General features: G+C 49.3%; 22 protein-coding genes. All 22 read left to right on the forward strand.

The features are described 5' to 3' along the window. Positions 1-39 precede the first annotated feature (39 nt). The 22 genes from MUB35_RS12895 to glgA all read left to right on the forward strand — a co-directional run bounded on the left by MUB35_RS12895 (position 40) and on the right by glgA (position 23,940). Positions 40-1,632, forward strand: a complete 1,593-nt coding sequence (locus tag MUB35_RS12895) for a peptide chain release factor 3 (protein ID WP_244806342.1) — start codon at positions 40-42, stop codon at positions 1,630-1,632. Between the two features lie 128 nt (positions 1,633-1,760). After that, positions 1,761-2,300: a M48 family metallopeptidase gene (locus tag MUB35_RS12900; protein WP_244806343.1), complete on the forward strand. Its 540-nt coding sequence runs from the start codon at positions 1,761-1,763 to the stop codon at positions 2,298-2,300. Between the two features lie 283 nt (positions 2,301-2,583). Continuing rightward, positions 2,584-3,345 carry an ATP-binding protein gene (locus MUB35_RS12905; RefSeq protein WP_244806344.1) on the forward strand — a complete coding sequence of 254 codons (762 nt, stop codon included), beginning with the start codon at positions 2,584-2,586 and terminating at the stop codon, positions 3,343-3,345. A gap of 15 nt (positions 3,346-3,360) precedes the next feature. Continuing rightward, positions 3,361-4,566: a 2-hydroxyacyl-CoA dehydratase family protein gene (locus tag MUB35_RS12910; protein ID WP_033141198.1), complete on the forward strand. Its 1,206-nt coding sequence runs from the start codon at positions 3,361-3,363 to the stop codon at positions 4,564-4,566. Then, positions 4,559-6,205, forward strand: a complete 1,647-nt coding sequence (locus MUB35_RS12915) for a 2-hydroxyacyl-CoA dehydratase family protein (RefSeq protein WP_052099418.1) — start codon at positions 4,559-4,561, stop codon at positions 6,203-6,205. Before MUB35_RS12910 ends, MUB35_RS12915 begins: the two co-directional genes overlap by 8 nt. A 27-nt stretch (positions 6,206-6,232) precedes the next feature. Continuing rightward, positions 6,233-7,027 (forward strand): acyl-CoA dehydratase activase, encoded by a 795-nt coding sequence (locus tag MUB35_RS12920; protein WP_103732581.1) that lies wholly within the window; start codon positions 6,233-6,235, stop codon positions 7,025-7,027. Positions 7,028-7,040: 13 nt separating this feature from the next. Then, on the forward strand, positions 7,041-7,241 hold the full coding sequence (locus tag MUB35_RS12925) for a hypothetical protein (protein WP_033141196.1): 201 nt from the start codon (positions 7,041-7,043) through the stop codon (positions 7,239-7,241). Next, positions 7,241-7,954, forward strand: coding sequence for a hypothetical protein (locus MUB35_RS12930; RefSeq protein ID WP_103732580.1), 714 nt, complete (start codon positions 7,241-7,243; stop codon positions 7,952-7,954). Before MUB35_RS12925 ends, MUB35_RS12930 begins: the two co-directional genes overlap by 1 nt. Further along, positions 7,951-10,233, forward strand: coding sequence for an oxidoreductase (locus MUB35_RS12935; RefSeq protein WP_244806345.1), 2,283 nt, complete (start codon positions 7,951-7,953; stop codon positions 10,231-10,233). Before MUB35_RS12930 ends, MUB35_RS12935 begins: the two co-directional genes overlap by 4 nt. A gap of 616 nt (positions 10,234-10,849) precedes the next feature. Continuing rightward, the gene (locus MUB35_RS12940) at positions 10,850-11,230 is read left to right on the forward strand and encodes an Asp23/Gls24 family envelope stress response protein (protein WP_018596515.1); all 381 of its coding nucleotides are present in this window, start codon (positions 10,850-10,852) and stop codon (positions 11,228-11,230) included. A 139-nt stretch (positions 11,231-11,369) separates the two neighbouring features. After that, a complete protein-coding gene (gene nusB / locus MUB35_RS12945) occupies positions 11,370-11,777 on the forward strand; it encodes a transcription antitermination factor NusB (RefSeq protein WP_033141193.1) in 408 nt (135 codons plus the stop codon). Beyond that, the gene (xseA, locus tag MUB35_RS12950) at positions 11,774-13,021 is read left to right on the forward strand and encodes an exodeoxyribonuclease VII large subunit (RefSeq protein WP_103732524.1); all 1,248 of its coding nucleotides are present in this window, start codon (positions 11,774-11,776) and stop codon (positions 13,019-13,021) included. The genes nusB and xseA overlap by 4 nt, the downstream gene beginning before the upstream one ends. 185 nt (positions 13,022-13,206) lie before the next feature. Next, positions 13,207-13,428 carry an exodeoxyribonuclease VII small subunit gene (gene xseB, locus MUB35_RS12955; RefSeq protein ID WP_018596512.1) on the forward strand — a complete coding sequence of 74 codons (222 nt, stop codon included), beginning with the start codon at positions 13,207-13,209 and terminating at the stop codon, positions 13,426-13,428. After that, complete coding sequence (locus MUB35_RS12960; protein ID WP_103732525.1) at positions 13,418-14,320, forward strand: polyprenyl synthetase family protein; 903 nt, start codon at positions 13,418-13,420, stop codon at positions 14,318-14,320. The genes xseB and MUB35_RS12960 overlap by 11 nt, the downstream gene beginning before the upstream one ends. 14 nt (positions 14,321-14,334) lie before the next feature. Further along, on the forward strand, positions 14,335-16,197 hold the full coding sequence (dxs, locus tag MUB35_RS12965; RefSeq protein WP_033141190.1) for a 1-deoxy-D-xylulose-5-phosphate synthase: 1,863 nt from the start codon (positions 14,335-14,337) through the stop codon (positions 16,195-16,197). Next, positions 16,194-17,003: a TlyA family RNA methyltransferase gene (locus tag MUB35_RS12970; protein ID WP_054352340.1), complete on the forward strand. Its 810-nt coding sequence runs from the start codon at positions 16,194-16,196 to the stop codon at positions 17,001-17,003. Before dxs ends, MUB35_RS12970 begins: the two co-directional genes overlap by 4 nt. Positions 17,004-17,007: 4 nt before the next feature. Then, positions 17,008-17,868 carry an NAD(+)/NADH kinase gene (locus MUB35_RS12975; RefSeq protein ID WP_033141188.1) on the forward strand — a complete coding sequence of 287 codons (861 nt, stop codon included), beginning with the start codon at positions 17,008-17,010 and terminating at the stop codon, positions 17,866-17,868. A 38-nt stretch (positions 17,869-17,906) separates the two neighbouring features. Then, on the forward strand, positions 17,907-18,377 hold the full coding sequence (gene argR, locus MUB35_RS12980) for an arginine repressor (RefSeq protein ID WP_033141187.1): 471 nt from the start codon (positions 17,907-17,909) through the stop codon (positions 18,375-18,377). Between the two features lie 5 nt (positions 18,378-18,382). Continuing rightward, positions 18,383-20,068: a DNA repair protein RecN gene (recN, locus tag MUB35_RS12985; RefSeq protein WP_244806346.1), complete on the forward strand. Its 1,686-nt coding sequence runs from the start codon at positions 18,383-18,385 to the stop codon at positions 20,066-20,068. An 81-nt stretch (positions 20,069-20,149) separates the two neighbouring features. Continuing rightward, entirely contained in the window at positions 20,150-21,352 is a 1,203-nt protein-coding gene (spoIVB, locus tag MUB35_RS12990; RefSeq protein ID WP_244806347.1) for a SpoIVB peptidase, read from the forward strand. Positions 21,353-21,551: 199 nt separating this feature from the next. Next, positions 21,552-22,346, forward strand: coding sequence for a sporulation transcription factor Spo0A (spo0A, locus tag MUB35_RS12995; protein WP_033141185.1), 795 nt, complete (start codon positions 21,552-21,554; stop codon positions 22,344-22,346). 148 nt (positions 22,347-22,494) lie between these two features. Beyond that, the gene (gene glgA / locus MUB35_RS13000; RefSeq protein ID WP_033141221.1) at positions 22,495-23,940 is read left to right on the forward strand and encodes a glycogen synthase GlgA; all 1,446 of its coding nucleotides are present in this window, start codon (positions 22,495-22,497) and stop codon (positions 23,938-23,940) included. Positions 23,941-24,007 lie beyond the last annotated feature (67 nt).

Here is a 24,007-nt window from a genome sequence, read left to right on the forward strand (position 1 = left end):
ATGTTTTAAGCGTGTTAAAAGAATAAGGAGGTCCCTCAAGTGGCTGACTATACGAAAGAAATTACGAAAAGACGTACATTTGCGATCATATCCCATCCCGATGCCGGTAAGACCACACTGACGGAAAAGTTCCTTCTCTACGGAGGAGCCATCAATCTGGCAGGAAGTGTGAAGGGCAAGGCAACCTCACGCCATGCGGTTTCTGACTGGATGGAAATTGAAAAAGAGAGAGGTATTTCCGTTACTTCCTCTGTGCTGCAGATTAACTATGATGGTTATTGCATTAACATATTGGATACTCCGGGACATCAGGATTTCTCGGAGGACACATATCGTACCCTGATGGCAGCAGATTCTGCGGTCATGGTCATTGACGCCTCAAAAGGTGTGGAGGCACAGACCAGAAAGCTGTTCAAAGTCTGTGCCATGCGTCATATCCCTATTTTTACCTTTATCAACAAGCTGGATAGGGATGCAAACGATACCTTTGATCTGCTGGACGACATTGAGAAGGAGCTGGGAATTCCCACCTGCCCCATCAACTGGCCCATTGGTTCCGGCAAGAAGTTCAGAGGTGTGTATGACAGAGATACCGGGAAGGTACTCACCTTCTCTGATACCATGAAAGGTACAAAAGAAGGGATTGAGGAAGAGATCGGCATTGACGAACCGCGCCTCGATCAGGTGCTGGATGCAGAACAGAAGGAACAGCTTCTGGAAGAGATCGAACTGCTGGATGGTGCCAGTGCGGAATTTGACCAGGATCTGGTCAACCAGGGAAAACTGTCTCCCGTATTTTTCGGCTCCGCCCTCACCAACTTTGGTGTAGAGACATTCCTTGAGCATTTCCTGAAAATGACATCCTCACCGCTGCCAAGAACTGCGGATATAGGAGTCATTGACCCTATGAAGGAAGAATTCTCTGCTTTTGTATTTAAGATTCAGGCAAATATGAATAAAAACCACAGAGACCGAATCGCGTTTATGCGTATCTGTTCCGGAAAATTTGATGCATCCCAGGAAGTGTACCATGTCCAGGGAAATAAAAAGATGCGTCTTTCCCAGCCTCAGCAGATGATGGCTTCAGACCGTCATGTGGTGGAGGAGGCCTATGCAGGTGACATTATCGGTGTCTTTGACCCGGGCATTTTCTCCATCGGCGACACAGTGTGTTCACCGGGAAAAAAATATGCCTATGAAGGTATCCCAACCTTCGCGCCGGAGCATTTTGCAAGGGTCCGTCTTATGGACAGCATGAAGAGAAAACAGTTTGTCAAAGGTGTCAACCAGATTGCCCAGGAAGGTGCGATCCAGATCTTCCAGGAATTTATGGGCGGCATGGAGGAGATCATTGTAGGCGTAGTAGGTGTCCTGCAGTTTGACGTGCTGAAATACAGACTGGAGAATGAGTATAATGTGGAAATCCGTCTGGAGAACCTGCCGTACGAACATATCCGCTGGATTGCCAACAAGGAATCCGTGGATATTGAAAAGCTGACAGGAACCTCAGATATGAAGAAAGTAAAAGATATGAGAGGAAATCCGCTGCTTCTGTTTGTCAATGCCTGGAGTGTGGGCATGACGCTGGACAGGAACGAAGGCCTGGAGCTTGCGGAATTCAGCAGAAACTGAGAAAAAGAGTCCGACAGGGCTCTTTTTTAATTGCCTGTTTTCAAAGGAGGAAAAATACAGTATAATAAAAAAGCGGCAGAAAGTTTCGTCAAACAGAGAGGGGAGTGCACAGCAACGGGGGTAATAAAATGGAATACCAAATAATTTACGGCAGCAGGACTACAGTGGGAATCCAGATCACACCGGAAGGGAATGTGGTAGTCCGGGCGCCAAAGCATTATCCTAAGCGAAAAATCAAACAGTTTGTACGAATGAAAAAAGAATGGATACATAAAAAGGCAGAGGCCGGGAAAACCGATGCCTGGTATATCAATGCCCAGCCATATCAGAAGGAAGAAAAGGCCCAGTACCTTGATTCTGCACTGGAAATCTTCGCTGTGAAAGCAGATTACTATGCGTCACTTATGGGAGTTTCTTATGAGCAGATCCAGGTTATGGAAAAATATGGTCAATGGGGAAAATGCACAAAGGACGGCAGGCTCTTTTTTAACTGGAGACTGATCCTTGCACCGGAGGAGGTGCTGGACTATGTGGTCATCCTCACACTGGCCCGTGTGAAAAATTATCCTTTTCTGACCATCAGACTGGTGGAACAGCTCATGCCGGATTTTCAGGTATGGAAACAGTGGCTGAAAGAGCGTTCCATTTTGTTATGGAGCCGTGATTGAGCCGAAAATCCATTTTAACAAAATAAGTAATGATTGCAAAGGCAAAGCTGTCAAATAGCTTTGCCTTTTGTATTTTACGAAAAATTATGGATATTTATCGGATGAATTGCATGAAAATACATTCTTGTTCCGGAGATACAAATAATATTTTGAAATACAAAGTAATGTGGATATAATTTACAGAAAAATATAATAAAAATAAACAAATTGCATTGACTATAATCGGTCGAATCTCTATAATAAAGGTAACAGTGCAGCGTGAACACAGGAGGTGGATAGGCGTATGGGAGAAGCAAAAATCATTGCCGTTGCAGGTAAAGGAGGTGTGGGAAAGACATCGGTTTCCGCCATGATCGTTCGTATCCTGACACGGAAATATCCGGATGCCAGGATCCTGGCCATCGACGCGGACCCGGCTGTAGGGCTTGCCACAGCACTTGGGGTTACTGTGGAGAGCACCATGGATGACATACGGAAGGCAATTGTTGAAAATGTTCAAAAAGGTCAGAAAAAGGAAGCGGTGGAGTGCCTGGGGGAGGCCAGAAATTTAATGTTTGATGCTCTGAAAGAGCAGGAGGGATTTGCGTTTCTGGCGATCGGACGCCCGGAGGCTGCAGGATGTTACTGTGCGGTAAACGCATATCTGAAGGAAGTCATCACCATGATGGCAGAGCAGTTTGACTATGTGGTGATTGACGGTGAGGCCGGGATTGAACAGATCAACCGCCGTGTTATGGAGCGCGTGACCCATTTGATTCTCATCACAGATCCCAGCCAGAAAGGGCTGCAGGTCATCAAAACCATAAAAAAAGTGGCGGATGAGCTGGTCATGTATGAAGCCTGCGGTGCGCTTGTGAACCGTCTGCCGGATACGGAAATGCTGAGGTTTCTGGATTTTGAGAAGATTCCTTTTCTCGGGTCCATCGGACAGGACAGCAGTCTGACAGAGTTTGATCTGAAGGGGGAGAACATTTTAGACCTGCCTGACAGTTCCCTGCTGGCAGCAGGCGTGGGAGAGGCACTGGAAAAACTGCATATTGTATAAGGAGGTGTGAACCGGGTGAAAGATTTAAAGCACTTGTTTTACTTTGAAAACCTGCTTCAGGAGGCTAACAATGAACTGGTACAGCAGGCAAAAAAGGAGGGAAAACTGGCGATTGGATATACCTGTTTCCATATGCCGGAGGTTCTGCTCAATGTGGACAACTGTTTTTCCCTCAGGATGAGGGCGCCCAGGACAGGTTCCCTGGAGATTGCCACATATTACATGTCAAACTATACCTGTGAGTATTGCCGCGCCCTTTTGGAGCGGGCAGTGGAGGGCGGCTACAATTTCCTGGACGGTATAGCAGCGGTTGATGCCTGTGCCCAGATGAACCGTTCCATGGAAAATATCCTGGTGCAGAAGCTGATACCGGGAGACAAATTTTTCATGTCCCATGTGGATGTGCCCTATAAGGTGACGGAACATGGGGTGGAGCACCAGGCAGAACAGATTCGGACAAAGGTCTTTAAAAAACTTGAGGAAAACTACGGGGTGGACACTTCGGATGATGCCATCAGAAAGGCCGTGGAGGAGCACAATAAAATCTGCCGTATCATCACAGAGATCGGGGAATACCGCAAGGAAGAGAATCCCCGCATTACAGGCTACGAATTCCATATTCTGAACCTGGTCACCTATGTCTGTCCGAAATATCTGATCCTGGACAGGCTGCAGGAGACGCTGGAGGAGATCAGAAACAGAGAACCGGATGAAAAAAAGAATTACCGGGCCAGGGTGGTCATTGCGGGCAGTGAGATCGATGACCCTGATTTTACGAAGCTGGTGGAGGAGGCCGGTGCCCTTGTGGTAGCAGACCGTTTCTGCTTTGGCTCCTTTCCGGGAAGACAGGAGATACACATTGGAGAAGAGGAGGACGCACTGAAGGCAGTATGCCGCAGATATATGGAGGACAGCCAGTGTGCCCGTTATATGAGCCACGAGAAGATCCAGGCAAGACGTGATTTTGTGAGAAAACTCTATGAGGATTACCATGCGGACGGCATTATATATGAGCAGTTAAAATTCTGTGACTACTGGGGATATGAAAGAGCCTTAGTCAGTCATATCATGCAGGAGGAATACGAACTTCCGGTACTGTCCGTGGACAGACCTTACAGGGCCGGCTCCTCCGGGCAGATGCGTACCAGGATCCAGGCTTTTGTGGAACGGATGGAAATTAAGAAGATCCAGAACCAGAGAGGAGGCGCCCTCCATGGATAAAAAAATAGAAGAACTGCTGGAAAAGGGAAAAGAACTGAAAACACAGGGCAGTGAGATTCTGAAAAAGGAGAAAAAAACAGTCTCCAGAGCCTTTCATGCCTGGAAAGACATGGACCATCACAAGGGAGATGTCCACACCGGTGAGCTGACAACCGCCTTCAGAGAGTGGAGAGGTGTAAAGGACACAGCCTACGACTTTGCAAAATGGCTGCAGGTGTGGGGAGATATGAGCCTTATGATCATGAAAAATCCTGTGGGTTCCGTAAAGGGACTGTGGAAATACAGATGGTTCAGTTCCTATCTGCAGACCCCCATGTTCATTGACGCCCAGCTCACAGGACTGCGCGGGCCGCAGCTCCGTATTGCCAGGGAGCATATGAGGATGATCGTGCGGTTCTGTACCCGCCTTCTGGAAAACACCTTCAAGGCAGATGAGAACCTGAACGGACCCAATGCCTTAAGCGATAAAATCGTACTTTTTGACGAGATGATGCCCATACATATCATGGCAGGTTTTCCGAACCTCATAGGCATGCCGTCCCAGATGGCCCCTGTGTACATCACTTCCCTTCTGGATCAGCAGATGCAGGTACATTATCTGGATGAGACGGAAAACTACGGGCTTCCGGCAGACGTATGTCCCCTTCCCTCCGCGGAGGCAGGATGCGGCATCGCCGGGGATTATCCCATATTCGGAAAATGCTATATAACCAGCAGCATGCCCTGCGACGGAAGCGTTATGACAAATATATTCCAGGACAGATATTTTAAGCTCCCCACCTATCCGCTGACTCTTCCGGTGCGCTATCTGGATGAGCAGGCCGTGGACTATGCGGTGGAGGAGATCAAGGGTATGATCCGCTTTATCGAGGAGAATACAGGGGAGACATTTGACTGGGACGCTTATTTTGAAGCCATGGAAAGATACAATAAGGAGACAGAGTATGAGCAGGAGAAATGGGATGTAAACCAGACCGCGTATCCGCAGATCACAGGCTCCATCCTGGCTATCTACCGGGAGCTGAGCTATATGGCAGACGCAGGCCGGGATCCCAGATTTTTGAAGACAGATGAGAGAGTGAACAAGATTATGATGAAGGCCTACAGGGAGAAGAACCCCTGTGCAAAAGAGATGCGGCACCGGGCTGTGGTATGGTCCTGTCCGGCCCACTATTACGCCAACTTCGGAAATTGGGCAGAACAGTGCTGGGGGATTGATGTGCTCATTGATATGGAGAGCATGATGTCCATGAAATTCATCAATACGGAGGACAAAGAGGAATCTTTAAAGGATATTGCATGGACCTATGAGCGAATGGCCATGAGAAAACACACCAACGGCGGCTATGCCAATGTGCTGGATGAACTCTGGAAGGTCTGTGAGGAATTCCATGCGGATATGGTCATCATGTACAGCCACATTTCCTGCAAGACCATGGCAGGGCTTCAGGGACTGTTTGACGATCAGGCAAGGGAGCGGGGAATCCGTTTTATCTGGGTGGAACACGATCTGATGGACCCCAGAACGGTCTCCAGGCGCCATATGAGAGAGTCCGTGAACCGCTACATGCGCACAGTCATGCATGAGGAACCCGTGGACCCGTCTTTGGAAGATTTTGACGATGAGAAAGAATGGTAGATATCCGGGAAAAGGAGGTTGCAGACAATGAAAAAATATTATGGGGGTTGTGACGTGGGCTCCACCTATACCAAATGCGTGATACTGGATGAGGAGGGAAATATAGCTGCCCACACAACAATAAAAAGTAAGATCAATCCATCGGAAAGCTCCGTGATCGCCATGGATGAAACCGTAAAACAGGTGGAGGAGTTAAAAAGCCCGGAGGACCTGGCTTATCTCATCGGCACCGGCTACGGAAGAAACAAGGTACCCTTTGCGGACGAAAATATCTCGGAGATAAGCTGCCATGCCATGGGTGTCCATGTGACGAACCCGGAAGTGCGCGCCATCATTGATATCGGCGGACAGGATGTAAAGGGAATTGCCATAGACACAGACGGCACCGTCAAGAACTTTGCCATGAATGACAAGTGTGCCGCCGGAACGGGACGCTTTTTCGAGACCATGGCAAATGCCTTTGAAATGTCCCTGGAGGATTTTTCAAATCTGTCTCTGAGCGCGAAAAATGTCATTCCCATCACTGCCCAGTGCACCGTATTTGCGGAGAGTGAAGTGATCACACTGGTAGGCGAGGGAAAGGCAAGGGACGAGATCGCAGCCGGCATTGAGCTGGCAGTGGCAAAACGCTGTTTTGTCATGGCAAAGAAAGCCGGTGTCACGGACAGGATCACCCTGACCGGAGGCTGCGCCAAGAATGCAGGACTGAAAAAGGCCATTGAGCATGTTCTGAAGGTAAAAGTGATCGATCTGGATGTGGACCCGCAGCTTATGGGCGCCCTGGGCGCAGCGGAATATGCCCGCCAGAAGGGCAGAAGATAAAGGAGGAATCCCTATGAAGAAAGAATGCTGTGTAAAGACATGCTGTATCAAAAAGCACGGATGCATCCTGAAAAAGATACTGGCAGTAAGCGGAATCGCAGCCGTCCTGCTTTTCATCATATATATCTTTAACCTGGATGTGAAGCTGATCGGCTTTGTCTATAAGCTGCTTGGCAAACATTACGACGATATGGACAGGGAGAGAAAACTGTAATGGATATACAGGATCAGATCATCCGGGATACCCGTTCTCTGCTGCAGCAGATCCCTGCCGCCTGTTTTCCCTATAATGCACAGGACTGCGCACCCGCCCGGAAGGACAGCCAGGTGCTGCTTCTAAAAGAGACGGCCTTTGAGCTTGGCGGCAGAGAGAAAAAGAGCGCAGCGTATACCTGTGTTTCCTCCACGCCGGGCATAGTGGGGGAAAGCAAAACCCTGCTGTACGGGCCGGATCTTGGGCAGATCAGGGGGCCTCTTTCCTATGCCAGAATCACATTTGCGGAGACGGAGGAGATTGGGGAGGACGACAGGGCGTATCACATCTGTAAGGACATTGACCTGATCAAATACAGTGTCTACCCCGAAGGATTTATGGTAAGAGCCTCCTCTATGGAGGAGCGGGAACAGGTCAGAGTAGGAAAAAAAGCCGTTAAGGAAGGGCTGTCCTTTGCCCGGGTAGGCAGTCTGTATATAAATAAATATCTGGAATACCCCGGTGTAAAAGCTGTGCAGGTACTGTTCATAACCGAGGAGTCAGCAGATATTTTGTCGCTTAAGCGGCTGGCAGAGAAGAATAAAATGATAACAAAAGCACTGAATAAAATCATGGAAAAAGCAGACAAAGAGTGCAGCACCTGCGGATTAAAGGAAATCTGCGATGAGGTGGAAGGGCTTCGGAAACTGCATTTCCAGAACAGAAAGAGGTGACATGTTTGAAAACTGATAAAATCGTTCAGAAGCTGGTAGACAGCTACGGAAGCTGGGTACAGGAGGAGAAGGAAAACTGTCCCGGACACTCTGCTGTCATGAGCAGTAAGCTTTACCCCTACGACGCGATCTTTTCACCTATACGGGTCAACCGCATGACATTGAAAAACAGGGTGGTCATGGCCCCCATGGGCAATCTGAACATGTGTGAGGAGAACGGACGGCCAAATGACAAGATGCTCCAGTATTTTTTTGCCAGGGCAAAAGGAGGGACCGGCCTTCTTACAACCGGCCTGATCCCCATCAGCCACGGGATTGACAATACCGTTACCGAGCCCGGGAAGCTGAGCTTTTTCCCCAGGATCGACAGAAGCCGGACGGTTTTCTCCGGGTGGAGAGATCTGGCTCAGGGAGTACATGCATACGGGAGCCGCATTTTTATCCAGCTCACCCCGGGGCTCGGAAGGGTAGGACCGCCCCAGTGTGTCATCAATGAGATGAAGCTGCCCTGTTCCGCCTCTCTGAACCCTAATTTCTACATTCCGGAGCTTCCCTGTCTGCCGCTGACAGACCTGGCTCTCCATAAAATCATTAAAAACGGCGGCCAGGCCGCCTCCGACGCCAAGACAGCGGGACTTGACGGCGTTTACCTCCACGGCCATGAGGGTTATCTGCTGGATCAGCTCACAAACCCTGCGTTCAACAGGAGAAAAGCAGGGAGATATGCTTACTGGCAGAACTTCGGCCTGGACCTGGTAAGGGAAATCAGAAAACGAGTGGGAGACGCTTATCCTATCATGTACAGGATCGATCTGTCCCTGGCTCTCAATGAGACGTACAAGGAGCGGATGGAGAGCGTAAAATCCCTGAAGAAATTCGGAAACGGAAGAACCATCTACGATACCCTGCGCTACATGGAAAATCTGGTAAAAGCCGGCGTGGATATGTTTGACGTGGATCTGGGCTGCTATGACAACTGGTGGCTGCCCCATCCCCCGGCAGGTATGCCGGCAGGCTGTTTTTTGGAAATTTCCAGGATCGCAAAGAAATATTTCAAGACCAGGGAAGTGAGATCCAATGCCGGCCTGGAGGTACCAATCGTGGCAGTGGGAAAACTGGGATACCCGGATCTGGCGGAAAAGGCTATAAGAGACGGCATGTGCGACCTTGTCATGCTGGGGCGTCCCCTTCTGGCTGACCCGGACTGGTGCAAAAAGGCATATGCCGGGGAGGTGGACAGGATCCGTCCCTGCATCGGATGCCAGGAGGGCTGCATCAACGAGTTTGTGGAGGGTGGCCATCCCCAGTGTGCAGTAAACCCGAGAACCGGCTTTGAGGATGTGATACCGGAGACTCTGCCAAAAGCGGAGAAGAAAAAGAAGATCGCAGTTGTGGGAGCCGGCCCCTCAGGCATGCAGTTTGCCCTGACCGCATCTGCCCGCGGCCATGAGGTGACTCTGATCGAGCGGGAAAAGGTGCTTGGCGGCAAGGTGGTTCCCGGCAGCAGACCGAAGATAAAATTTGACTTTAAAAACTATCTGGATTACCTCATAAGGGAAGTCCGGCTGGCAGAGGAAAAAGGCGGCATTATCCTGCAGACCGGTGTGGAGGCAGACACACAGTGGCTGAAAGAACAGAACTTTGACGCCATTGTCTACAACATCGGAACCACCAGCGTAGTCCCCAGAATCCCCGGCGTGGACCAGGCAGACTGGGTGCAGGCCACAGACCTTCTCTGCGAACCCGAGAAACTGGGAGATGCCAGAAGAACCGTGGTCATCGGCGGCGGCGTTGTGGGATGTGAGACGGCATACTGGCTCAAATACGAAAAGGGCTGCGACGTGACCGTTGTGGAGATGCTCCCCTACATTATGAGCGGCGCCTGCACAGCCAACCGTTACCATCTGATCCATTACATGGAGAAGGCGGGAGTGAAGCTGTTAAACTGTGCAAAAGTCACGGGATTTACTAAGGACAGTGTACAGATAGAAAAGAACATCTCAAAAGGGGTTCCGGACCCCTACAATACCTGGCAGCCACAGCTTCCTGAAAACATTGCCAATCCCCTGGCTAAAAAAATCGGCCCGGAGACAGAGGTACAGGAGCTTCCCGCCGATCTGGTGGTATTTGCCATGGGAGGCAGGCCGGATGAGAGTCTGTATCTGGAAGGGCTTCGGATGCATGCGGCGAAGGAGCTTTATAATATTGGAGACAGCTTTTCGGGAGGAAGAGTGTTGGAGGCGGCGCGGGCGGCTTATCGTTTGGCACGGGATATTTAAAGATTAGTTAGTTGGCAGGGGGGACGGGCTGGCGGGGGAGGCTGTTGTGGTCTTCTGGCAGCCAGCTTCGTTCCCCTTCAACTAAGCGCTAACTGCGACTAAGACGCTCAGCAGAGGCTTCGCGCCTAAGTCTTAGTAAGCGCTGGATTTTCAGGCTCTCTACCGCAATGTCTGCCAGAAGACCACAACAACCTCCCCCGCCAGCCCTGGCTTTCTCAGCCGATAGGTAATGAGAGAACTGTAAGCCGGGAGTTTATGTTTTTTGTTTCACTTCATTTCACAGACTTGTGGGAGGATGGAGAACAGGAAGGGGTGAGAGGGCGGAGGGGCCGGGGGTGTGGGAAAGGTTTGGGGGATGTATAGTGGAGCGCCGGGGAGATCCACCTGCCCCAGTTACTTAATGAAGAGGCCGTTGCCGATGAATTTAGTAACTGGGAGCAGGTTAGCTCCCTGGCAGCGGAACGCTTCCCCCAAACCTTTCCCACACCCCCGGCTCCTCCGCCCTCTCACCCCTTCCGTCCGCCCTCCCCCTCCCACAAAAAAAATTTCTCTTTTATTTTCTATAGGAATTTGGTATAATAACAACCAGGAGATTTTCCTATAGGAGGTTGAAACTATGGCGGAAGACAGAAATACGTATAAGATACATGATAACGGTTCGCTTGGTGAAGTGCAGATTGCTGATGAAGTGGTTGCCATCATCGCCGGACTGGCTGCTACAGAAGTTGACGGTGTCGGCTCCATGGCAGGAAATATCACCAATGAACTGGTAGGCAAGCTGGGCATGAAGAACCTTTCCAAGGGCGTCAAAGTGGACGTGCTTGAGGACGTTGTATGTGTGGATTTGGCCCTGAATATTGAATATGGTTTCAATATCCTGGAAACCAGCAAAAAGGTGCAGGAAAGAGTAAAATCTGCGATTGAAAATATGACAGGTCTGAATGTTTCCGATGTGAATGTGCGGATTGCCAGTGTGGAGATGGAAAAGACCAAATAAGGTGTAAAGCCGTTAGAGTACCCTGACAAGTGAAGCACAGCATTTTAGAAATGAAAAAATGAAAAGGTGTCTTTTACAAAAAGGGCACCTTTTCTTTATAGAAGATGGAATGGATTACAAACACAAACGGAGGATAACCATGGGTAGAAGAGAAATGAGGGAGCACATTTTCAAGCTCCTGTTTTTGAGAGAATTTAATCCTTCAGAGGAGATGCCGGAGCAGATTCGGATGTATTTTGAATCTCTGGAGGAACTGACCCCGATGAATGAGGTCTATATGCAGGACAAATACGGAAAGATTCTGGAACATCTCGCTGAGATTGACGAAGTCCTGAATCAGGCATCCTCCGGATGGAAAGTGAGCCGCATGAGCAAGGTGGATGTGAATATCCTGCGTCTTGCGGTCTATGAGATGAAATATGATGAGGATGTGCCTGTGAAGGTGGCGATCAACGAGGCAGTGGAGCTGGCGAAGAAATTCGGCGGCGATGATTCCTCCTCCTTTGTCAACGGTATTTTAGGAAAGATTGCCAAGGAGCTGTCATGAACAGCGTCTACTCTGTAGGCCAGGTGAACACCTACATTAAAAATATGTTCACACAGGACTTCCTTCTAAATAAAATCTATATAAAAGGGGAAGTATCCAATTGTAAATACCACACTTCCGGCCATATTTATTTTTCCCTGAAGGACGAGACAGGAGCCATGGCCTGCGTTATGTTTGCAGGAGCCAGAAAAGGCCTGGCCTTCCAGATGAAGAACGGGGATAAGGTGATCGTGGGCGGCAGTGTGAATGTATACGAAAGAGACGGCAAATACCAGCTCTACGCAAAGGAGATCACCCTGGAAGGGGCCGGCCTTCTGTATGAGCGTTATCTGGCTCTGAAACGTGAGCTGGAGGAGATGGGAATGTTTGCCCAGGATTATAAACAGCCCATACCAAAACACATCCGCACCCTGGGTGTGGTCACAGCTCCAACCGGGGCTGCCGTGCAGGATATCAGGAATGTGGCCGGCAGAAGAAATCCCTATGTGCAGATCATTCTCTACCCTGCCCTTGTACAGGGAGAAGGTGCGAAGGAGAGCATTGTGAAAGGGATTCAGATGCTGGATGACTATGGTGTGGACGTGATGATCGTGGGAAGAGGCGGAGGCTCCATTGAAGATCTGTGGGCCTTTAATGAGGAGGAAGTGGCACGTGCCATTTTCAACTGCAGGACGCCTGTGATCTCAGCCGTAGGGCATGAGACAGATACCACCATTGCGGACTATGTAGCAGATCTGCGGGCTCCCACGCCCTCCGCCGCGGCAGAGCTGGCAGTGGGCGATGTGCGCATGCTGCTGAAGACCTTTGAGGATTACAGGGATAAGCTGTCAAGAAGCGTGGAGAACAGAATTTTACTGCTTCGCCAGCATTTGCGCCTGTATCAGAACAAGCTTAGGTTCTTAAGCCCGGAGAATCAGATTCGGGAAAAACGTCAGCACCTGATGGATTTGGAGGATAAGATGGAGGCTGCCATGAAGAATCAGATCTATATGGCAAGAAGAAGCCTGGACATCTATATTGAGAGGATGAAGGGTCTGTCACCTCTTGAAAAGCTGAATCAGGGATTTTCTTATGTGGAAGATGAAAGACATCATGCGGTGACCAGTATAGAGCATGTGAAGACAGACGATATTCTGCGTATCCAGGTCAGTGACGGCTGCATACTGTCACGAGTGACAGGCGTGCAGGCTGTGAGCAGAAATGACCGTCCCGGCAGTTCCGACAGCGCGCAGATGGGACAGTGAACCGAAAGCAGACCCGTCAGTTCCGACAGTGCGCAGATGGGACAGTGAACCGAAAGCAGACCCGTCAGTTCCGACAGCGCACAGATGGGACAGTGATCTGAAAGCAGGCCGGACAGTAGGCGGACCCGACATCGAACCGAAAGCAGACGTGACAAAGAAGGAAAACGCTAAGAGAGGTGTGACATTTGGCAGCGAAAAAAGAAGCAGAAGAAAAGACGATCGAGGAATCCTTAAAAGAACTGGACACCATTGTGGAAAAGCTGGAGAGCCGGGAGATTTCCCTGGAGGACTCCTTTACCATGTACCAGCAGGGCATGGAGCTTTTAAAACAGTGCAGCAATAAAATTGATACTGTGGAAAAAAAGATGCTCAAGATGAATGAGAATGGTGAATTAAGTGAATTTTAAAGAAGAATTACAAATGAGGACGGAACTGGCGGAACAGGTCATCAGAAAATACCTGCCCCGGGAGTCCGGATTTTCAAAAAAGATGGCTGAGGCGGTGAACTATAGCATGCTGGCAGGCGGAAAGAGACTGCGTCCTGTCTTTATGTATGAGACATACCGCATGTTCGGAGGCACTGAGAAACTGGTGGAACCGTTTATGGCAGCCATGGAGATGGTGCACACACATTCCCTGATCCATGACGACCTGCCGGCCCTTGACAATGACGAGTACCGCAGAGGAAGGAAGACCACACATGTGGTCTACGGGGAATCCGCGGCTATACTGGCAGGGGATGCTTTGCTGAATTATGCCTATGAGACGGCATTTACCGCGTTTGATATGGAAAGCGCGCGCGGGGAAGGCAGACAGGCAGAGATCGCCCGGGCCCTTCAGATCCTGGGAAGGAAAACAGGCATTCACGGAATGCTGGGCGGTCAGGGCGTGGACGTGGAAAATGACGGAAAACCTCTTTCCAGGGAAATGCTTGATTACATTTATGAGAACAAGACTTCAGCCCTGATCGAGTGTGCCATGATGATAGGTGCCGTGCTGGCAGGGGCATCCGGGGAAGAGACAGAAAAAATAGAACAGGCAGCAAGCCGTATCGGCATTGCCTTCCAGATCCAGGATGATATACTGGATGTGACAGGCAGCTCAAAGGAGCTTGGAAAAGCTGTGGGCAGCGACGAGAAAAACCATAAAACCACATACGTGACCCTGGAAGGAATCGAAAAAGCGGGAGAGAAGGTCAGGATTCTGACAGATGAAGCCATCGGGCTTCTGCAGGAGCTTCCCGGAGAAAAAGAATTTCTCACAGAATTGCTGATCTCACTTTGCACCCGCAGAAAATAGAGGTGCAGTAAGAAATGCTGTTAGAGCAGATAGAAAAAGAAAATGATATCAAGAAGATCCCGCCTGAGAATTTCCCGCAGCTTGCACAGGAGATCAGGGAATTTCTGCTGGAACATCTGAGCAGAACAGGGGGACATCTGGCTTCCAATCTGGGAGCTGTGGAGCTTACCATGGCTCTGCACTATGTCTTTGACCTGCCCAAGGATAAGATCATCTGGGATGTGGGGCATCAGTCCTATACCCATAAAATCCTGACCGGGCGGAAGGAAGGCTTTGATGAACTTAGAAAATTCGGCGGACTGAGCGGTTTCCCCAAAAGGTCGGAGAGCTCATGTGACGCTTATGATACAGGACACAGCTCCACTTCCATTTCCGCAGGGGTGGGCTATGTCAGCGCGCGTGATCTGAAAAAAGAGGATTACCGGGTGGTCTCCGTGATTGGGGACGGTGCCCTGACAGGCGGCCTGGCCTACGAAGCACTCAACAACGCGGCGCAGTTAAAAAAGAATTTTATCATTGTCTTAAATGACAATAAAATGTCCATTTCCGAGAATGTGGGCGGCATCTCCCAGTACCTGAGCAATCTGCGCACAGCGGAATCCTACACAGGGCTCAAGACAGAGGTGAAGCGCACGCTGAACAAGGTGCCGGGGATCGGCCCTGCCATGGTGCAGAGGATACACAAGACAAAGGACAGTATCAAACAACTGATCATTCCCGGTATGTTCTTTGAAGATATGGGCATCAAATATCTGGGACCCATCAGCGGCCACGACTGCGGGCGTATGATCCAGGTACTCAATGAGGCCAGGAAAGTGGAGGGGCCGGTGCTGGTCCATGTGCTCACGGAAAAAGGCAGGGGATACGAGCCTGCCATGCGGCATCCCGCCAGATTCCACGGCACAGCGGCATTTGACCTGGAACACGGAATTCCCCTTGCCAACAGCGGGAAGGCCAACTACACGGATATTTTTTCCACAGTCATGAGGAAATTCGGCGACAGGGAGGAACGCGTGGTAGCAGTCACAGCGGCTATGCCGGACGGAACAGGGCTGAAACGGTTCCGCAATATGTTCCCGGAACGTTTTTTTGATGTGGGCATTGCCGAGGAACACGCCGTGACCTTTGCGGCAGGCCTTGCCCTGGGGGGATTGATTCCCGTGGTGGCGATTTATTCCACTTTTCTGCAGAGGGCAGTGGACCAGGTGATCGAGGATGTGTGCCTCCAGAATCTGCATGTGATATTCGCAGTGGACCGGGCAGGCATTGTGGGAAGCGATGGGGAGACCCATCAGGGCTGTTTTGACTTATCTTATCTGTCCATGATTCCCAACATGACCGTGATGGCTCCGAAAAACAAATGGGAGCTTTCCGATATGATGAAATTCGCGGTGCGCTACAGCGGCCCTATCGCAGTGCGCTATCCCCGCGGGGAAGCCTATGACGGCCTGGAAGAGTACAGGGAGCCTATGGTGTACGGGAAAAGTGAGCTGATCTATAAAGGGCGCGACATTGCGCTGGTGCCTGTGGGCAGCATGGTCAGGACAGCAGAGGAAGTTTACAATATGCTGAAAGAGGAGGGCAAAGACCCCACTCTGGTAAATGCCAGGTTTGTGAAGCCTCTGGATACCAGGATGCTGGATAGCCTGGCAAAGGCCCATAAAGTGCTGGTGACCATGGAGGAGAATGTGAAATCCGGAGGTTTCGGAAGTGCTGTGCTCTCCTATATGCATGAGAACCATCCTGAGGTAAGGGTGGAGATTGTGGCCATTCCGGACGCATTCATTTCCCACGGCAATCCGGAAGTGCTGAAAAAAGAAGCGGGCATGGATGCTCTGTCAGTATACAAGAAAATCAAGGAGGCATACGAAGGATGAAAGAGCGTCTGGATGTGATGCTGGTTAAACAGGGGCTTGCGCCTTCCAGGGAGAAGGCTAAGGCTATAATTATGTCAGGCAATGTCTATGTGGACAACCAGAAAGAGGATAAGGCGGGCTCTATGTTCGCCGATACCGTGAAGATAGAGGTAAGGGGCAGTACCCTTAAGTATGTAAGCCGTGGCGGGCTGAAGCTTGAAAAGGCTATGGAGCGCTTCGGTGTAACTCTGGAAGGCAAAGTGTGCATGGATGTGGGCTCCTCCACAGGAGGGTTTACGGACTGCATGCTGCAGAACGGAGCTGTGAAAGTCTATGCCATTGATGTGGGGCACGGACAGCTTGACTGGAAGCTCAGAAATGATGCGCGTGTGGTCTGCATGGAGCGTACCAATATCCGCTATGTGGTGCCGGAGGATTTGGGGGAGAGAGCCGGATTTTCGTCCATAGACGTATCCTTTATCTCCCTGACAAAAGTGCTTCTGCCTGTGCGGGAGCTGCTGCTGGAAGGCGGCGAGATCGTCTGCCTGATCAAGCCCCAGTTTGAGGCGGGGAGAGAAAAGGTGGGGAAAAAAGGCGTGGTCCGTGACCCGGGAGTACATGAGGAAGTCATTGAAAAAGTGATGGCATATGCAAAGAGCATCGGATTTGCCGCCCTGCACCTGGACTTTTCACCGATCAAAGGGCCCGAAGGTAATATTGAGTACCTGTTGCACTTAAAGAAAAAAGATGGAGAAGAGCCAGCAGAAGATGCCGCTCTGGATGTTCATACAGTGGTAAGCGAGGCGCACAAAGAGCTGGACAAATAGACAAATGGAAAAATTTTTTATCATAGCCAACTGTGAAAAAGACGAAGGACTGAAAATTTCCAGAAAAGCGGAGGCCTATCTCAAAAGCAAAGGAAAAATGTGTACCATCGGGGCAGAGAAATCCTGCGAAAGAGATGCCGACAACCATTACACGGACGCGTCTGCCATACCGGAAGGGGTGGAGTGCGTCATTGTCCTGGGCGGGGACGGCACACTGCTCCACGCGGCCAGGGATGTGGTGGACCGGCAGATTCCCCTGCTGGGCATTAACCTGGGAACCCTGGGATATCTGGCGGAGATTGACCATTCAAATATTGAGTCAGCCCTGAACCACCTGATGCTGGATGAATATACCATTGAAAAACGCATGATGCTCAGCGGCAGGGTATTCCATCAGGGAGAGCTTATGGCCAGGGACGTGGCACTCAATGATATCGTCATCGGAAGAGAAGGACCTCTTCGCGTCACACGGTTTCATAATTTTGTAAACGGGGAATTTCTGAATTCCTACACAGCAGACGGCATTATCATTTCCACGGCAACAGGTTCCACAGGATACAGCCTCTCCGCAGGAGGGCCTATCGTATCCCCGGAGACGAATATTCTGATCATGACACCGGTAGCGCCGCATACCCTGAATACGAGAAGCGTGATCTTCCCGGCGGATGATGAGATCACCGTGGAGATCGGTGAGGGCAGGCAGAAGGGTATGGCCCGGGCAGTGGCATCTTTTGACGGGGATACCAATGTGACCATGACCACAGGAGACAGGATTGTCATCAGACGCTCCGTCAGGGATACCCAGATCGTGAAGATCAGCAACATCAGCTTTCTGGAAGTGCTGCGGCGGAAGATGAAGAACTGACAATGGCTTGAATCGAAATTTCACACAAGGAGGGAACCATGAAGATTGCCAGACATTCAAAAATCATAGATTTGATCAACCAGTATGACATTGAGACACAGGAAGAACTGGCTGCAAAACTGCAGGAGGCCGGCTTTGCGGTAACGCAGGCCACCGTTTCACGCGATATCCGGGAGCTGAAGCTGATGAAGATCGCCAAGCCGGACGGCGGCTCCAGGTACACCGTTATGGGGCAGCGTGACAGCCAGAACAGCGAGAAGTACATAAGGGTTCTGAAAGATGCCTTTCTATCCATGGAGATGGCACAGAATATTCTGGTGATCAAAACGGTTTCCGGTATGGCAAATGCAGCAGGTGCAGCCCTGGACAACATGAACTACAGTGAAGTGGTGGGCTGCATCGCAGGGGATGACACCATTGCTTGCATCAACAGAAGTACAGATGACACGATCATCCTGATGGATAAAATTAAAAAAATAATCAATGCTTATGAAGAGAGTACAAGGTAGAGAGTATGCTGGTACATTTACATGTAAAAAATCTGGCGCTGATCGATGAGATAGAAGTGGACTTTGCGGAAGGCCTGAATATCCTTACAGGTGAGACAGGCGCAGGTAAATCCGTACTCATCGGCTCTGTCAATCTGGCGCTGGGACAGAAGGCTTCCAGAGAAATGATCCGGGAAGGCGCCGAATTTGCTTTTGTGGAGCTGGTCTTTGAAGTGAATGAAAAAACAGCGGCACATTTGAAGGCCATGGATATTTTTCCTGAAGATGGGCAGATTATTATCAGCAGGAAAATTACCGGGAGCAGAAGTATCTGCAAAATTAACGGTGAGACCTGCACCGTGTCCGCTGTGAAGGAAGCAGCGTCCTATCTGCTTGATATCCACGGACAGCATGAACACCAGTCCTTATTATATCCGGAAAAACAAATGGATATTCTGGATGCATACGGCAGAGAGGATATTCTTCCCTGCAGGGAACAGGTGAGCAGACTTTACAGAGAATATGCAGATATGAAAAAAGAACTTTCCACCTACCAGCTTGACGAGGAACAACGGAAGCGGGAGATGGACTTTCTTGCATTTGAGATTGGTGAGATAGAAGATGCCCAGTTAAAGGAAGGCGAGGATGAAACTCTGGAGACAGAGTACCGCCGCCTGATCAATGGCAAAAAGATCACGGAAGCGTTAAATGAGATCCATGAGCAGACCGGATATGAGAGGGATGGAAGCGCCGACCGAATCGGAAGATCTGTGCGGCGTCTTGCCCAGGTGACAGAATTTGATGAGAACCTGTCCGGGCTGTACGCGTCACTGAGTGATGTGGATGCACTTCTGAGCGATTTTAACAGGGAACTGTCCTCCTATTTGAATGATTTTTCTTTTTCCCAGGAAGAGTTTCTGCAGCTTGAGGAGAGGCTGAACCTGATCAACCACCTGAAGGCAAAATATGGAAGGACCATCCTGGATATCCTCTCTTATAAAGAAGAGAAAGAAAAAGAACTGGAACGTCTTGAGAACTTTGAGCTTTACAGGGAACGGCTGAAAAAAGAGCTGTCCGTGAAAGCGGAGGCACTCACCGGGAAAAGCGATGTCCTGACCAAAGCCAGAAAGACCTGGGCAGAGAAGCTGGAGCGTGAGATCACCCAGGCACTGAAGGATTTGAATTTTCTGGAAGTGGTATTTCGTATCGACTTTGCAAGAAAGGAAGCTTTTGGAGAAAACGGTGTGGACCGTATCTGCTTTATGATCTCCACAAATCCGGGCGAACCGGTGAAGGATCTGACAAAAGTGGTATCCGGCGGTGAGCTGTCCAGAATCATGCTTGCCATCAAGACTATTCTGGCTGACAAGGATGAGAAGGAGACCCTGATCTTCGATGAGATCGACACAGGAATCAGCGGCAGGACAGCTTGGAAGGTGTCTGAGAAGATGGCAGTCATCGGCAGGCAGCATCAGGTGCTCTGCATCACCCATCTGCCCCAGATCGCGGCCCAGGCGGATTTCCATTTCCTTATTGAAAAAAATGTGGAAAATAAGGGGACGCGGACCAGGATATTGAAGCTTGGAAAGCAGGACTCCGTAAGAGAACTGGCAAGGATGCTGGGCGGTGACAGGATCACAGACGCCGTATTATCCAATGCTTCCGAAATGAAAGATTTGGCACGTCAACAAAAAAATACAAGATTGAAATAGATGAATCATCACATACTAAAAAGGGTACACAAGAGTGTATCCTTTTTTCTTTTTAAAAAAATTATGAAAGGATGTGATTTTTTGTCGAAAAAGCGTAATTATCGGCGCCTTCTTTTCGTATTCTTAATAGCAGATATTATTGCAGCCGGCACAATGGGATATAAGGAGGTTAAAGACTCCATACCGGACACCCTGTATGTCCGTTCAGGAAATGAGGATGGGATCAGCAAAATGCTGGATAATCCCCTGGTCACTTACCCGGAAACCCTGAACGTGGCAGACAGCGGCACCTACCGGATTCCCTGCAGCCTGCTTGGAGTAGTTCCGCTTAAGGATGTGAAAGTGGAGACTGTGGAGGAGAAATGGGTATCTGTGTGCGGCATGCCCATAGGCCTCTATATGGACACACAGGGAGTTTTGATCGTGGATACAGGGGAAATCATTGGCAGCGATGGAATTCCCTGTGAGCCGGCCGCTAACATTGCCAAATCAGGAGATTACATCCTGCAGGTTGACGGAGAAGCTGTCAATTCCAAAAAAGATCTGATCTCAAGGATCCATGACTGCGGGGGAAAGCCTGTCACCCTTCTTGTAAAGCGCGGCGAGGAGGAAGTTCCCATCTCCATCGACCCGGTCATGGGGGAGGATCAGGAGTATAAACTGGGCATCTGGGTCAGGGACAATACCCAGGGTATCGGTACCCTCACTTATGTGGAGGAGGATGGAAGCTATGGTGCGCTGGGCCATGGGATCAGCGATACGGATACAGGTGAGCTTCTTGATATAGCCGGCGGGGAACTGTATCAGGCACAGATCGTATCTGTCTTAAAAGGGACAAAGGGAAATCCGGGGGAACTCTCGGGCTATATTGATTATGATGACAGCAAAAGGATCGGCACCATTGACAGCAACACGGAAAAGGGCATATTCGGTTCTGTGGGCGATGGCTGCATGTATAAGCTTCCGCTTACTTCCATAGAGGTGGGCTACAAACAGGAGGTGGAGACAGGGGAAGCCCAGATACTGGCAGAACTGGAAGGTGAGGTAAAGGCTTACCAGGTAAATATCACGGATATTTACAGGGACCAGGCGGACACGAACAAAGCTTTTGCCATACAGGTGACAGATCCGGAGCTGCTTGCGGCAACAGGCGGGATCGTGCAGGGCATGAGCGGAAGTCCTATTGTACAGAACGGAAAACTGATCGGCGCTGTGACACATGTTTTTGTACAGGATTCTACCAAAGGCTACGGCATTTTTATTGAAAAAATGCTGGAGGATTAGGCGAAAAAATATCTGCAAAATCAGGTTAGATGTCGAAAAAATGATGAATGTGGCAGAATACGGTGAAAGTTGTAAGATGATTTAGCTTGATTATGAAAACAACTGATAATATAATACAAGTAGTCTTCAGAAATGACGATTCAACAGGGCGCCCGTCATTTACTGAAGAAAAAGAGCAACATGACATGGAGGACGAGTTATGGAAAAGTTAAATGTCGCTATAGCAGATGATAATGAGAAAATGTTGGATTTACTGGGGAATCTCATCAATGAAGATAAAGAGCTGGAATTGGTAGGTCATGCCAACAATGGCGCCGATATATACGATATAATCAGAGAAAAAGAACCTGACGTAGTACTTTTAGATATCATAATGCCGAAAGTGGACGGATTGAGCGTGATGGAACGTGTCGGAAGGGACGGCAATCTGAAAAAACATCCCGCTTTTATCGTGGTATCCGCTGTCGGACAGGAGCAGATCACAGAAGATGCCTTTAATCTGGGGGCAAATTATTATATTATGAAACCGTTTGACAACAAGATGCTTCTGTCCCGCATCAAGCATATCAGGCAGTCCAGGGACACGAGAGTGAAGGAACTGCGCAAGGTCAATGCATATGAGGATAAGGGTACTTATTTCGAGAGAAATCTGGAAGCAGATGTGACCAACATCATCCACGAGATTGGTGTTCCTGCACACATCAAGGGCTATCAGTATCTGAGAGATGCGATCATACTCTCTGTCAATGACATGGAAATGCTCAATTCTATTACGAAGATCTTATATCCAACCATAGCAAAAAAACACCAGACAACACCCAGCCGCGTAGAACGGGCAATCCGCCACGCCATTGAAGTGGCATGGAGCAGAGGAAAGATGGATACCATCGACGAGCTGTTTGGCTATACCGTAAGTACAGGAAAAGGCAAACCCACCAATTCGGAATTTATTGCCTTAATTGCAGATAAAATCAGATTAGAATACAAGAAATAAAAATCACCGCCAAAAAAGCACTTTTCATTGCACTGAAAATAGGGTATAATCATTATAATAGGCAGGTTGAGATACTGTCTAAAATATGCAGGCATGGCAGACTTGGGAGGTTTGTGAGGAAGGTGCCTGGCTGAAGGAGGGTATTTCAGTGAAGAAGATATTGTTTGTGGCTTCAGAGGCCGTACCGTTTATTAAAACAGGAGGGCTGGCAGATGTTGTCGGCGCGCTGCCCAAGTGCTTTGATAAGAATTATTTTGATGTGCGGGTGATTATCCCCAAATACATGTGCATGAAGGAAGAGTTCAAGAACCAGCTTCAGTATGTTACACATTTTTATATGGACATAGGCTACCGCAGAGAATATGTGGGCATCATGCAGATGGAATATGACGGTGTTCAGTTCTATTTCATTGATAACGAATACTATTTTTCAGGATACCAGCCATATGGTGATATCCGTTTTGACATTGAGAAATTTGCGTTTTTCTCAAAAGCCGCACTGTCCATCCTGCCTGTAATTGATTTCAGGCCTGATGTGATCCACTGCCATGACTGGCAGACAGGACTGGTACCGGTTTACTTAAAGGACAGGTTCCAGGAAGGTGCCTTTTATCAGGGTATTAAGACAATCATGACCATACATAACCTGAAATTCCAGGGTACCTGGGATATTAAGACGATCCGAGAACTGACCGGACTTCCGGCATATTATTTTACCCCTGACAAGCTGGAGTCATTCAAGGACGGCAACCTCTTAAAAGGCGGACTGGTGTATGCGGATGCCATTACAACTGTGAGTAATACCTATGCAGAAGAGATTAAGACTGAATTTTACGGAGAAAAACTGGACGGACTGCTTCGCGCCCGCGCCCATGACCTGCGCGGTATCGTAAATGGAATTGACTATGATGAATACAACCCCGAAACTGACCGTATGATCGCGAAGAACTACAATGCGAAGACGTTCCGCAAAGAAAAAATAAAGAACAAGACAGCTCTGCAGAGCGAACTGGGATTGAACCAGGATCCGAAGGCTATGATGATTGGTATTGTGTCACGTCTGACAGACCAGAAGGGCCTTGATTTGATCGCTTATGTAATGGATGAGCTGTGCCAGGATGCGATCCAGCTTGTAGTGCTGGGCACTGGTGAAGAACGATACGAGAATATGTTCCGCCATTTCGCATGGAAATATCAAGGCAAGGTGTCCGCCAATATTTTCTATGACAATGCGTTATCTCACAGAATCTATGCATCATGTGATGCGTTCCTGATGCCGTCACTGTTTGAGCCATGCGGCCTGAGTCAGTTGATGAGCCTTCGTTACGGAACCATTCCCATTGTGCGTGAGACTGGCGGTTTGAAAGACACAGTAGAACCATACAATGAATTTGAAAGTACAGGAACAGGCTTCAGCTTTACGAACTACAATGCTCATGAGATGCTGAGTACGATTCGCTATGCAGAGTCTGTATACTACGATAGGAAGCGCGAGTGGAACAAACTGATTGACCGCGCAATGGCCAAGGATTATTCCTGGTCCAATTCTGCGAACCAGTATGAAGAAATGTACAACTGGCTGATTGGATCATGACAGGAAGGATTCTTGTAAAAAGCTGATAGTGAACCGGATGCGGCAGAGGCTGCGTCCGGTTTTCTGG

This window comes from Blautia sp. NSJ-175 (assembly GCF_022867815.1).
Lineage (GTDB): Bacteria > Bacillota > Clostridia > Lachnospirales > Lachnospiraceae > Blautia > Blautia celeris.